The sequence below is a fragment of the Leptolyngbya subtilissima AS-A7 genome (assembly GCF_039962255.1).
Classification (GTDB): domain Bacteria; phylum Cyanobacteriota; class Cyanobacteriia; order Phormidesmidales; family Phormidesmidaceae; genus Nodosilinea.
This window is the reverse complement of record NZ_JAMPKY010000001.1, coordinates 630791-642448: the sequence shown is the minus strand read 5'-3', so window position 1 is coordinate 642448 and position 11658 is coordinate 630791. Positions and strand designations below refer to the sequence as shown.

Annotated in this window: 12 protein-coding genes; 5 read left to right on the top strand and 7 right to left on the bottom strand. The window is 59.1% G+C overall.

Annotated elements, in window-relative coordinates; genetic code table 11:
• Nucleotides 1–97: 97 nt before the first annotated feature.
• Nucleotides 98–526, bottom strand: a complete 429-nt coding sequence (gene psbU / locus NC979_RS02920; RefSeq protein WP_073608376.1) for a photosystem II complex extrinsic protein PsbU — start codon at nucleotides 524–526, stop codon at nucleotides 98–100.
• Between the two features lie 113 nt (nucleotides 527–639).
• Nucleotides 640–1068: a hypothetical protein gene (locus tag NC979_RS02915; protein WP_190523569.1), complete on the bottom strand. Its 429-nt coding sequence runs from the start codon at nucleotides 1066–1068 to the stop codon at nucleotides 640–642.
• Nucleotides 1069–1220: 152 nt separating this feature from the next.
• Here NC979_RS02915 and folD point away from each other — a divergent pair, with 152 nt between their 5' ends.
• The 3 genes from folD to NC979_RS02900 are packed head-to-tail and all read left to right on the top strand — an operon-like array spanning nucleotide 1221 to nucleotide 3538.
• Nucleotides 1221–2081, top strand: coding sequence for a bifunctional methylenetetrahydrofolate dehydrogenase/methenyltetrahydrofolate cyclohydrolase FolD (folD, locus tag NC979_RS02910; RefSeq protein ID WP_190523567.1), 861 nt, complete (start codon nucleotides 1221–1223; stop codon nucleotides 2079–2081).
• A 57-nt stretch (nucleotides 2082–2138) separates the two neighbouring features.
• Nucleotides 2139–3068 (top strand): geranylgeranyl diphosphate synthase CrtE, encoded by a 930-nt coding sequence (gene crtE / locus NC979_RS02905; protein WP_190523565.1) that lies wholly within the window; start codon nucleotides 2139–2141, stop codon nucleotides 3066–3068.
• 14 nt (nucleotides 3069–3082) lie between these two features.
• Nucleotides 3083–3538 carry a divergent PAP2 family protein gene (locus tag NC979_RS02900; protein WP_190523563.1) on the top strand — a complete coding sequence of 152 codons (456 nt, stop codon included), beginning with the start codon at nucleotides 3083–3085 and terminating at the stop codon, nucleotides 3536–3538.
• Nucleotides 3539–3623: 85 nt separating this feature from the next.
• Here NC979_RS02900 and NC979_RS02895 read toward each other — a convergent pair whose 3' ends face one another.
• The 5 genes from NC979_RS02895 to NC979_RS02875 form a co-directional block, all read right to left on the bottom strand.
• Nucleotides 3624–4328, bottom strand: coding sequence for a hypothetical protein (locus NC979_RS02895; RefSeq protein WP_190523561.1), 705 nt, complete (start codon nucleotides 4326–4328; stop codon nucleotides 3624–3626).
• A 187-nt stretch (nucleotides 4329–4515) separates the two neighbouring features.
• Complete coding sequence (locus NC979_RS02890; protein ID WP_190523560.1) at nucleotides 4516–4848, bottom strand: MgPME-cyclase complex family protein; 333 nt, start codon at nucleotides 4846–4848, stop codon at nucleotides 4516–4518.
• Between the two features lie 77 nt (nucleotides 4849–4925).
• On the bottom strand, nucleotides 4926–5636 hold the full coding sequence (locus NC979_RS02885; RefSeq protein WP_190523558.1) for a pyridoxine 5'-phosphate synthase: 711 nt from the start codon (nucleotides 5634–5636) through the stop codon (nucleotides 4926–4928).
• A gap of 63 nt (nucleotides 5637–5699) precedes the next feature.
• Entirely contained in the window at nucleotides 5700–7880 is a 2181-nt protein-coding gene (locus NC979_RS02880; RefSeq protein ID WP_190523555.1) for a GumC family protein, read from the bottom strand.
• Between the two features lie 23 nt (nucleotides 7881–7903).
• Nucleotides 7904–9106, bottom strand: a complete 1203-nt coding sequence (locus NC979_RS02875; RefSeq protein WP_242024182.1) for a polysaccharide biosynthesis/export family protein — start codon at nucleotides 9104–9106, stop codon at nucleotides 7904–7906.
• A 360-nt stretch (nucleotides 9107–9466) separates the two neighbouring features.
• Between NC979_RS02875 and NC979_RS02870 the strand changes: the two genes are divergently transcribed.
• Nucleotides 9467–10525, top strand: coding sequence for a Gfo/Idh/MocA family protein (locus NC979_RS02870; protein ID WP_190523553.1), 1059 nt, complete (start codon nucleotides 9467–9469; stop codon nucleotides 10523–10525).
• A complete protein-coding gene (locus NC979_RS02865) occupies nucleotides 10522–11580 on the top strand; it encodes an NAD-dependent epimerase/dehydratase family protein (protein WP_190523551.1) in 1059 nt (352 codons plus the stop codon). The genes NC979_RS02870 and NC979_RS02865 overlap by 4 nt, the downstream gene beginning before the upstream one ends.
• Nucleotides 11581–11658: the final 78 nt, after the last annotated feature.

The following is an 11658-nucleotide window of genomic DNA, read 5'->3' as shown; positions in this document are numbered from 1 at the left end:
TAAAAACCCTGGCTAACCAGCGTTGACCTTGGGCCAACCTGACCAACCAGGGCTACTAAGGGGGGCAGCTAAGCCAAATAGAGGGATGGCCCGCTGCCTACTTGTAAACGCCGTTGTTGAAGCGATCGCCACCTTCTACAAACGCGGAGTCAGGCACAGTAACCGTGAAGTTATCCAGGTTCTTGCGCAGAATCTCAAGCTGAGGCTCGCTCAGACCCGGCAGGTCGAGCACGTCATCAACGCTCTCGTAGGGAGCATTGAGTAGAATCTTGCGCGCCAGGGTGGGGTACAGTCCAGGAAACTTTCTAAAGCCCTGTACGTTGGCGTTGTTGAGGTCTAATTTAGCCCCGTACTCTGTCTTGAGCTTGGCGTCTACCGCGTTCTGCGGTGATTCTGCCAGCCAGGCCGTGGCCTCAAAGGGGGCGCTCAGAAGGTCTGCCCCAGAGATGGGCTGCGCTACAGCGGGGCTGCTTACCCAACCAAACAGCACTGCCAGCGCAACGAGTAGGCCAACCAGTTGTTTCATTTACCCTAATCCTCTCCTACCAGTGTGAATGACTATACACAGCATTTCTAAGAGACTACCATTTTCCAGGCCCCACAACGGAGAAGAACGCTATCGGGCCGTTACTGTAGTTTTCATCGAGATTCCTGAGGTAGGCGCTCTAACTCTTCAGCGTAGTACTCGCCAATATCTTGGCCGCGCAGCAAAACTTGCTCATACCGAATGGTGGCCCGCAGGGTGATGGGCTCTCCCTGGGGAGGCGGGGCCGCAGCGCTGAGCACCCAAATGGAGCCCGAGTCATCCACCAGCTCGTACAGTCCCTGGCCCACCAGGGGCAAATGGCGACCGACGGTGCCAGCTAAATAAACCATATCGCTTTGGCTCTGGCTGGCTTCGCCTATGGGGGTAACGGGGTCAAGCCAGGCGAGGCCGGGCCAGGTGCTGAGGCGATCGCGCAGGGAATAGCCCACCCCGGCATCGACGCTGGCCCCGCAGCTGGTGACGACCACCAGGGCCAACCCAATCGCTCCATAGTAGGTAAACTGACGCTTTAAGTAGTCCATAGAAGCTTTTTAAGGCGCTGAGCGGCGATCGCAGACGTTTAGAGGATCAAAATCTGAGACACTGAGAAGGCGTCGAATCCTCAACCTGGGCAAAGTTTGCCTTAGGGTTTCAACTGCGATCGTTCCCGAGATACAGGTTAGCGCACCCGGCCATGACCCAACTGCTCGACGGCAAAGCCTTAGCGGCCCAAATTCAAACCGACCTGGCCACCGCTGTTCAGGCGTTCATCGCCCAAGGGCGCCGTCCCCCAGGGCTAGCGGTGATTATGGTGGGTGACAATCCCGCCAGCGCCGCCTACGTGCGCAACAAAGAGCGGGCTTGTAGTCGCGTGGGCATTGCCTCCTACGGTAAGCACCTGCCCACCACCGTCTCTCAGCAAGAGGTGGCCGACCTGATTCAGCAGCTCAACGCCGACCCCAACGTGGACGGTATTTTGGTACAGCTGCCCCTGCCTGACCACCTCGATGCCGTGGCTCTGCTCCACACCATCGACCCCGACAAAGATGCCGACGGCCTGCACCCGATCAATTTAGGCCGGCTGGTGCGCGGCGAACCTGGCCTGCGCAGCTGCACTCCCTACGGCGTGATGCGACTGCTAGAGGCTGCTAAAATTGACCCCGCTGGGGCCACGGCCGTGGTGGTGGGACGTAGCATTCTGGTGGGTAAGCCTATGGCCCTGATGCTGCTAGAGGCCAACGCCACCGTGACCATGGCTCATTCGCGCACCCCCGATTTAGCCGCGGTGATGCGGCAAGCTGATATTCTAGTGGCGGCGGTAGGCCGTCCCGGTATGATTACAGCGGCTGACGTTAAGCCCGGCGGCGTTGTCATCGACGTGGGCATTAACCGGGTTGAGCAGCCCGACGGCTCAGCTCGGCTGGTGGGAGATGTCGATTTTGCCTCGGTAGAGCCGGTGGCTTCGGCGATTACTCCGGTGCCGGGAGGCATTGGCCCAATGACTGTGGCCATGCTGCTTGAGAACACCGTAACCAGCTACCGCAACCGCCTGTAGACGCGGGACTTATCCAGTTTCAAACTCATTTTGTCGCCTTTCAACCTGCCTGCCGCCATGGTGCCAACCAACTCCCTCGATTCTAGACCCGCTGCTGCTGGCCCCTTTGACCTCGAAGCCTACCTAAAAGAGCGTCGCCCCCAGGTAGAAGCCGCCCTCGACCAGGCCCTGGCCCTGCGCTATCCCGAAACCCTCTACGAATCCATGCGCTATTCGCTGCTGGCTGGAGGTAAGCGCCTGCGCCCCATTCTTTGCCTGGCCACCTGTGAACTGGTGGGCGGCACTATAGCAATGGCCATGCCTACGGCCTGTGCCCTGGAGATGATTCACACCATGTCGCTGATCCACGACGACCTGCCGTCAATGGATAACGATGACTACCGTCGGGGCCGGCTCACCAACCATAAGGTCTACGGCGACGACGTGGCGATTCTAGCAGGCGATGCTCTGCTCACCTACGCCTTTGAACATGTGGCGACCCAAACCCAGGGGGCTTCTCCTGAGCGAGTGCTGCGGGTGGTTGCCGGGCTAGGTAAAGCGGTAGGGGGTGAAGGTCTGGTGGGCGGTCAAGTTGTGGATTTGGCCAGCGAGGGCAACCCCAACGTGACGTTGGAAACCCTCAATTACATTCACAACCACAAAACGGCGGCTCTGCTCGAAATTTCGGTGACCTCTGGGGCCATACTGGCAGGGGCTGACGAAGAGGCAATTGACAACCTACGCCAGTACGCCCAGCGCATTGGTCTGGCCTTTCAAATCGTGGACGATATTCTCGATATCACCTCGACGTCTGAAACCCTGGGTAAGTCGGTCGGCAAAGACATTACTGCCCAGAAGGTGACCTACCCCAGCCTCTGGGGCATTGAAGAATCGCGTCGCCAGGCCAACCAGCTGATTGAGGCGGCGAAGGAGAGTTTGGCCGGCTTTGGGGAGCTGAACCGACCTCTGCTGGCGATCGCCGATTATATTGTTGCCCGTACCTACTAGGTTTGCCTGCGCCGATGGACAGTTTTAGCGACATCTTCAACAACCATGTGCTCGTGGTGGCGTTAATTGCCTGCTTTACAGCCCAGGGGCTCAAGGCTGTCATTGAGCTGGTGCGCCATCGCAAGCTCAATCTGCGGGTGATGGTAGAAACCGGTGGCATGCCCAGCGCCCACTCGGCTCTAGTTACGGCCCTAGCCGGCGGCATTGGCCAGACTCTGGGCTGGGCAAGCCCAATATTTGCTGCCACCGCCGTGTTTTCGGTGATTGTCATGTATGACGCGGCGGGAGTGCGTCAGGCGGCGGGCAAGCAGGCCAAAGTGCTCAATCAAATCATTGACGAGCTGTTTCAAGAAAAGCCCGAGATTAGAGAAGATCGGCTGAAGGAACTGCTAGGACACACGCCTTTTCAGGTGATTGCCGGGTCAATTTTGGGAGCGATGATCTCTTGTCTGGCCGCGCCTGCCTACTGATGCCGAATCTCATTCGGTTGCACCCGATCTGTAGGGGCATTGCACTGCAATGCCCCTACAAGATTTCCGTCTTGAAAAGGAAGCCTCAAGGAGCGGTGAGAGCCACCGCTGGAGTCAGCATTACCACTTCCTGGCTATCGACGATAAAACCGGCGATGTTGAGACTGGTGAGCACGGACAGAGTAGAGGCGGCTCCGGCCACATCTGGGCTATGGGCGATGAGTAGATAGGAGCGCTGGCGATGCACCGCTAGGCCCACAGCCTGACCCACCTGACGCTGAATGGCGATCGCCGACTCAGGCTGGTACTGGTAGTCCACGAGCACCGCAAAGCCCGTTCCCAACGGCTGAGGGGCGTAGGCGGTTGGCGCTGACTGCGTCGTCGCTGGAGGAGTAGCCGTGGCCGGAGTGCCACCGCTGGGTGGGGTATTGTTGGCGGGCGGAGTCTCACTGTTCGCAGGCGGAGTTGTGCCACCCGTGGGAGGTGCAGGCTGGGCCGCGGTGGTGGCCGGACGGGCTACAAAGGCCTGGAAGCCCTCTACCTCCGTCATGTACTGGGCCCACGCATTAGCATTTTCTAGGTTGGTAAACCCCCCGGCCCGCACAACGGTGTCGTTGAGGTAATCACAAACTAGGACGGTGCTGTTGGAGGGCAGCAGGTCTTGTACCCGCGTGCGCTCGGCCTCGGTGTTGCTGCGGACTAGCAGCAGATACTCGTTGGCAGACGGGGGCGGGCAGGGCGGAAACTGGGCCTGGGCAGCGGTCCACACTCCCGCAAGCGGTGCCAGCAATAACCCTAGGGCAATGCTTCCCGCTCGGGGCAGTGTTATCCAACTAAGCGATATCTGTGCGCTGCTCCGTTTCAAACCCTTTACCATTGCTCTTTGTTACCGCCGTAATCTGCCAGCGATTCTAGCCTAAAGCAGCGATCGCGGGCAGAGATTCTAGGTTTTGATCGCAATCGCGCCTGCCCTCAGCTTAGGACGCTATGGCATCTAGAGATGCGAGGGGATCGGGAATGGTAGCGGAGGGGGCCTCAAACTCACCAATGCCTACATAATCAAACCGCAGCTTGACCCAGGTAATGAACTGCTTGCTGGTGGAAACTAGAGCTACAGAGGGCTGGGGGCAGCGGGCTTTAATGCTGGCCAGTTCGGGAGCATCTAAAAAAGCGGGGGACTTGACCAGCCAAAAATTCACCTCCTGCTCTTGCTCCTGATAGTAGCGGCGGCGCTCCTTGAGGACTTCATCCAGGGGTTCTTCTTCGAGCAGAAATTTTTGGCTGGCGACGGCGTAGTAGTAGGTGGTCATGGGGAGTCTCCTTTATAGGTAAGGGGTAGGGGGTGGATGGGTAGGGGGTGAAGAGTCAAAACTTCTTGTCCCTCGCCCTAAATCAGCGCTTTCATCTCGCGGACGGCGCGCTCTAGGCCCACTAGTACAGCGCGGCTGACGATGCTGTGGCCGATATTGAGCTCTTCCATGCCGGGGATGCGGGCGACGGGGGTGGTGTTCCAGTAGGTGAGGCCGTGGCCGGCGTTGACTCGCAGGCCGAGGGCGATCGCCTGGGCCGTTCCCTGGGCGAGAATGTCGAGTTCGCGGTGGAGGTCGGCTTCTGCTTTGGCCTCGGCGTAGGGCCCGGTGTGCAGCTCGATGAACTGGGCACCGACCTGGGCTGAAGCCTCAATTTGGTCGGTGGCGGCGTCGATAAATAGACTGACTGGAATGCCGGCGCTCTGAAGGGTGTTAACTACGGATTTCATCCGATCGGTCTGGCCGGCGATATCTAACCCGCCTTCGGTGGTGACTTCCTCGCGCCGCTCGGGCACCAAGGTGACGTAGTCGGGTTTGACGTCGAGGGCGATCGCCACCATTTCGTCAGTGGCAGCCATCTCCAAATTTAGGTGGGTGCGCACAGTCTGCCGCAGCAGGCGCACGTCGCGGTCTTGCATGTGGCGACGATCTTCGCGCAGGTGCACGGTGATGCCATCGGCACCGGCTAGCTCGGCCAGCACCGCTGCGGCCACAGGGTCGGGCTCAACGGTGCGACGGGCCTGGCGAATCGTGGCAATGTGGTCGATGTTGACTCCCAGGGTAGGCAAGCGATCGCTCCTTAACGTTCCTAGACGCTACAGCCTACGATCCTACCCTATCGGCTTACCCTGCTAAAAGTCGATGGAGCGAATTAGGGGCTGGGGGGCGGGGGTGACGGTGGCACTATCGGTTGGGGGAATGGTGGCAGACGGGGTGGTGGTGCGATCGGCGGCATTAACGATCGCACCTAGCAGCGGCAGGTCTTCATTTTCTAACAACTGTTCTAACAAAGCCTCTAGCACTGCTTTGTCGGTGTAGCCGGGGCGGGTCACTAGCAGTAGCCCATCGCTGGCGGCCCCGAGGAGCAGGGCGTCGTTGCTGTTGCCTAGGGGCGGCGCGTCGATCAGCACCAGGTCAAATCGGGCGCGAGCATCGGTCAAAAATTGCCCCATCTCGCTCGATTCTAAAATCGCTGCTGGGTGGGGCTGGGGGCCCGGGCTAGAAGTTAGGTACAGGTTTTCAACCCAGGGCGCGAGCTGAATTGGCTCCTGCTGCCGCCCAGCATAGTAGTGCAGCGGTTCAGAGATGGCGGCTGGGTTGAGCTTGACTCCTAGCCGTTGACCGCAAGAGGGCTGGCGCAGGTCGGCTTCGACAATCAGGGTCCGGCGTCCGGCGCGGGCGGCGGCAATGCCTAGGTTAAAGGCGCTGGTGGTTTTACCTTCCCCCGACCGGCTGCTGACTACTAGCACCACCCGTGGGGGTGCCCCAGCCTCAGACAGGCTGCCGGCCCGCCGCAGGCTGCTGCGCAGTCGCTCGTAGATTTCAAGGTCGGGAGTTTGGGGCTGGTAGAGAATCGGCCAGCCCTGGGAGGAGGTAGCTGCCAGAGCCGGGACTAGCCCCAGCACCGGCACATCTTGATCGGTAAGAATGCCTTGGAGGTCTTCGGGGGTGCGGGCGGTACTGTCGAGCAGATCGAGCAAAAAGGCCACGGCTCCGGCGGCAACAATCCCTAGTAAGCCGCCCACGGCCATAACCACGACGGGGCTGGTGGGTGGGTCGGCCTGGAGCGTCGTGGTGGGTGGTTGGGCGACGGTGAGGCTGCTGGCGGTCTCGGCCTCGGCGGCCTGGGCATCAATACGTTTGGCTTGAATCTGGTCGTAGAGGGCCTGGTTGAGGGCGACCTGCTGGGCGAGACGGTTGCGCTCTAGTTGCTTGTTGGGCAGGCTGGAGTACTGCTGGCGCAGTTGGCCATCGCTCTGGCTGAGCACCTGCTGCTGGCTGGCCAGGGCGGCTCGCTGGGCGCTGAGGGTCACCAGCTGGTTGGCCAGGGCGGCGCGAGCCGGATCGAGGGTGCTGTTTTGGCGCACTTCGCTAACGCTGGGCAGGGCGGCTAAGTCTTGGCCCCCAATCACCTCCTGGGCGCGCTCGGCTAACAGGGCGTTGTAGGCGGTCAGATTCTGGCGCAGATCTTGAATGGTGGGGTGCGACTCGCGCAGGGTGGCCGACAGCAGCTTGAGCTGGGTTTCGCTCTCTAAAATCTGCGATCGCAGCTGGGCAATAATTGGGTCAGCGCTCAAGGCCGAGGCGGTAAATGCCTGCCCTGGCGTCAGCCCCAGCTGCTGCTGGAGGCTTTGGATTTGGGAGTCGAGCCCCGCCAGGGCGAGTTGGTTCTGGCGCTGCTGCTGCTGCCCGCCCGAGATCGCCCCTAATAGACTGCCGTCAAGAGCTGCTTGGATAGCTGGGCCTTCGGTGCGATCGTAGGCTTCGAGGGCCTGTTCGGCAGCCCGGAGGTCAGCCTCCACAGCGGGCAGACGCTCGTCTAACGCCGTCACGATAGCCCCAATTCTGGCCCGGTTGGTTACTCGGCTCAGCTCCACCATGGCCTCAAACAGCAGGCTGAGGGTGAGCTGGGTCTGCTCTTCGTCGGCCCCGCGAAAGGTGACTGTGACCCGCTGCACCACGTTTTCCTCTCCCTCTAGCTTGACCGTGGTGCGGTAGCGCAGGGTTTCAGGATCCATCGAAATCCCCCGCCGCTCCAATTCCTGGGACACCTGCTGAAGCAGCACGTCGGCCAGCAGGAATTCCTCCGAAATAATGCCCTGACCCCGCTGCTGCACCTCAGTTCCGGTGGTGGTTAGAGCAACAACTGGCGCATTTTGCACCAGCACCCCCTCGGCCCGGTACAGCGGCGGCGGCGGCGGCTGCACGGCCACCACCGCCGAAATACCCAAAGTCCCCAGCAGGGTTGCCAAACTAGGCCACTTGTAGCGGTCTAGGGCCAGCAGATAGCGCTTAACAAAAGGAGAAACCATTGCCGTTTTCAGGGTCCAAGACCCTAGGGTCTAAATAACGAGTCTGCTGAATCGGTCAGTGAGTCAAAAAAGAGCAAAAAGCCCAGGACATCGCGAAAGGGCTGAGTAAAGGTATTGAGAGCATAACTGACCCGCGCTAGCAGGTTGCGGTCAACCACCAGAATGTCGTTTTCCTGAAGGGGAATGTTCTGGCTCAAATCGCCATTTACCGCCGCCGTCGCATTGACCGTAATCGTATCGGCCGAGCCGGTTTCGGGGTTAAATCGCAGCACGGCAATGCGGTTGTAGGCAGCTACATCCGGGTTAACCCCTGCCACGGCCAGCGCGTCTAAAAAGCGGCTGCCGTTGCGCAGATTAATGGCGCCAAAGCGGGCTTCTCCGCCCCGCGCCCCTGCGGCTCGGTTGAGCACTCGGATGGTGATCTCAGGCCGGGCCAAGGTTGAGCTGGCCACTAGGGCGCGATCGTAGCTCTCCACGTCCTCCGGGGCCAGACGGGGCACCGTGACCACATCGCCATCCTGGAGCCGCACCTGCGGAATGGGCTCACCTTGAAGGAGGGGGGTGAACAAATCTATGGTGCGCGACAGTACGTCACCGCCCTCTAGTGGCCGATCCACTTGCACTAGCCGCAGATCTGCAAGGGTAGTAGAGCCCCCCGCTGTCAGCAGCGCCACCGATAGTTGCGGAGCCTGCAAGGGGTAAAACCCTGGACGGGGTACCTCGCCTACCACAGTCACCTCCACTGGGCGCTGGGTGGTGAGAATCACCGATACATCGGGATTGACCACGTATTGGTTGTAGAGGTCGAAAATTGTTTCGCGAGCCTCTTCTAGGGTGAGCCCGGTGAGGTTGAGGGTGCCGGCTAGGGGCAGCACCACGTTGCCCTGAATATCGAGGGTGGCCGGAAAGCTCAGGTCGGGAAACCGCTGCACGCTGACAAAAATGCCGTCTCCAGGCCCCAGGCGGTAGTCATTAAAGACATTGTCTAGGCTCTCGGATTCTAGCCTCAAGCTAGAACCTGGGAGGCGATCGGGTAAGGCCGCTGGTGGAGTCTGGGCGATCGCTGGGGCGATCGCAATTACCAACCAAATGCCCGTCAGACCACCCCAGCGCCCTAGCCTCTGGACGGCCGCCCCAGACCTATAGCCTCTGGCCAAACCACAAAAAACCATAGCCTTAACCGTAGGGACGCGATCGCAGTAGACGAATACCCAATATTGACCCATTTTTCTAGCAGTGGGACAGGGTTCGGCGCAGCCTCGTGGGAAGAAAGTCGCTGATTTTGAACTTGCCTCTGCTGCACCTTCCAGAGCAGGTTGCCGATAACCAGACGCATCGCCAGTTTCTCTCTTGGGGGTGGGGCAACCGAGCTTCAGTTTGTATGTACGGCAGTTTGCAAAAACTTTACGGTGTAACTACAGATTTGAATTTCTTGGCAATATTTCTTGCTTTTCCCACGTTGTTGGTTCAGCCGTATAGCCTGTACACCAGTTAGGGGTGGGTAAAACTCAGCCTTGCGTAGCTCAATTGTCCGTCTAGATACATCTCTATGATTAGTTTTAGCTGGCTTGCTACAGGTATCTTCAATGGGTAAATCTCTAAAGGCTGCGGTCATTGGTACCGGCGTTATTTCCAAACAACATTTGAGCTTTTTAGATAGTTCTGACCACAGCGAGCTAGTCGGGGTGTGCGATCTATCTGCCGCCGCCGCTAAGTACGCCGCTGAGACATTTCATGCTGGCCAAGCCTTCACCGATTACCAGGCCATGCTGGCGGAAACCAAGCCTGACGTGGTTCACATCTTGACCCCGCCGAACACTCACCAAAAGTTAGTTACTGACTGCCTCAATGCCCAAGCTCACGTGATCTGCGAAAAGCCAATTACGCCCACCTATGAGGATTTCAAAACCCTCTGGCATTTGGCTCAAGAGAAAAACCTGTACCTGATCGAAAACCACAACTACCGGTTTAACGAAGCCATTCTCAAAATTGAGGAGATGGTCAAAGACGGTGCTCTAGGCGAGGTGCAAGAGGTCGAAGTGCGTGTTGCCCTAGGCTACCGCGAGGCAGGTGGGCGATTTGCCGATCGCAACTTGCCCAACCCTGTACACAAGCTGCCCGCTGGAGTCGTGCACGACGTCATTACCCACATGGCCTATCTGCTGCTGCGGTTTATGCCCGAGGTAGACCGAGTCGCAGCAGCTTGGAGCAACCACGGGGGCGGCGATCTATTTAAGTACGATGACCTTGATGCCATTTTGCTCAACGGCCAGCAGCACGCCCGCCTGCGGTTTACCTGCTACACCAAACCTGAGTGTTTTACTCTATTCGTCAGAGGTAGCCGAGGCTACGCCGAAACCGACCTGTTTCAGCCCTACCTACGCACCGTGATTCCTCGGGCCGGGGGTGAGCAACTGTCACCGCTGATCAACCACTTCGTCAACGGGTGGGACTTGATGGGTTCCAGCGTCAAAAACTTCCGCAACAAAGTCATGCAGCGCACCCCTTACGAGGGCCTGCACCGCTTGCTCGACCAGACCTATGCTGCCATTCTTCACAATCGGCCCATGCCGGTGAGCTTTGAAGATATGGACAAAACCAACCGACTAATCGAAACCCTACTTGCAGAGGAGAACCGCGTATGAAGCTGTTTATTACTGGAGCATCGGGATTTTTAGGCAAGTACGTGGTGGCTGAGGCGGTACGACAGGGCTACACCGTTAAGGCTGTGGTGCGCCCCGCCGCCGATGCCTCAAGTCTGGCCTGGGCTGACCACCCGGCGGTGGAGCTGGTGCGCCTCGACCTGCGCCAGGGCCGGGGCATTGCCGAAGCCCTCAGCGACGTTAACTGCGTCATTCACATGGCGGCGGTGAAGGGCGGCGATTTCTACGATCGCTTTGCGGGCACCGTGCTCACCACCGAAAACCTGCTGGGTGCTATGACCACCGCCGCTGTGAAAAAGTTGGTGGCCACCAGCACCTTCTCGGTGTATGACTACTTCAATCCTGCGGCTAATCGGGTGATTGACGAAGCCTTTCCTATCGAGTCTGAACCCGAGTATCGTGACGCCTACGCCCAAACTAAGCTGATTCAAGAAGACCTGATGCGCGAATGGGGCGCCGCCAACGGTGCTACCGTTACCCTAATTCGTCCCGGCATGATCTACGGGCGCGAAGCGCTATGGAACGCTTGCCACGGGGCCGATTTTGGTTCCAAATGGCTGCTCATTGGCCCTAATGCCCTAATTCCTGTCACCTATGTCGAAAACTGCGCCGAGGCCATTGTGCTGTCGGTGGGCAGTGCTGCCGCCGCTGGCGAAGTGATCAACGTGGTAGACGACAATTTGCCCACCCGCCGCCAATTCACCAAAGCCCTGGTGAAGCGTACCGAAAACCCACCCCAGGTCATCCCCATGCCCTGGGGTATGATGCGCAGCGTCTCCAGTTTGGCCTGGTTCGTGAATCAGCAATTGCTCAAGGGCAAGGCGCGCCTGCCGGGTCTGCTGATTCCCGCCAGCCTGGATGCGCGACTAAAGCCCTTTCGTTACACCAACGCCAAGGCTAAGACAACGCTAAACTGGACCCCTCGCTATACCCTGGAGACCGCCCTCGATCGCAGCGTTAGCGACCAGTGCCTGCTGAGCGACATGCTGGCCAAGGCTTCTGCCACCCCAACCCTAGAGCCTGTCGCCCAAGGCTAATCAGTTGTCAGCTTTAGGCAAAAAGCCCGTGTTTCCAGCCTTGGAAACACGGGCTTTTTGATGGCGAAATAAATTTGC

Coding starts and splice junctions, on each gene's coding strand:
- NC979_RS02875 (WP_242024182.1), bottom strand. CDS start 9,106: ATGGGTCAATATTGGGTATTCGTCTACTGCGATCGCGTCCCTACGGTT.
- NC979_RS02880 (WP_190523555.1), bottom strand. CDS start 7,880: ATGGTTTCTCCTTTTGTTAAGCGCTATCTGCTGGCCCTAGACCGCTAC.
- NC979_RS02870 (WP_190523553.1), top strand. CDS start 9,467: ATGGGTAAATCTCTAAAGGCTGCGGTCATTGGTACCGGCGTTATTTCC.
- psbU (WP_073608376.1), bottom strand. CDS start 526: ATGAAACAACTGGTTGGCCTACTCGTTGCGCTGGCAGTGCTGTTTGGT.
- folD (WP_190523567.1), top strand. CDS start 1,221: ATGACCCAACTGCTCGACGGCAAAGCCTTAGCGGCCCAAATTCAAACC.
- NC979_RS02900 (WP_190523563.1), top strand. CDS start 3,083: ATGGACAGTTTTAGCGACATCTTCAACAACCATGTGCTCGTGGTGGCG.
- NC979_RS02890 (WP_190523560.1), bottom strand. CDS start 4,848: ATGACCACCTACTACTACGCCGTCGCCAGCCAAAAATTTCTGCTCGAA.
- crtE (WP_190523565.1), top strand. CDS start 2,139: ATGGTGCCAACCAACTCCCTCGATTCTAGACCCGCTGCTGCTGGCCCC.
- NC979_RS02865 (WP_190523551.1), top strand. CDS start 10,522: ATGAAGCTGTTTATTACTGGAGCATCGGGATTTTTAGGCAAGTACGTG.
- NC979_RS02915 (WP_190523569.1), bottom strand. CDS start 1,068: ATGGACTACTTAAAGCGTCAGTTTACCTACTATGGAGCGATTGGGTTG.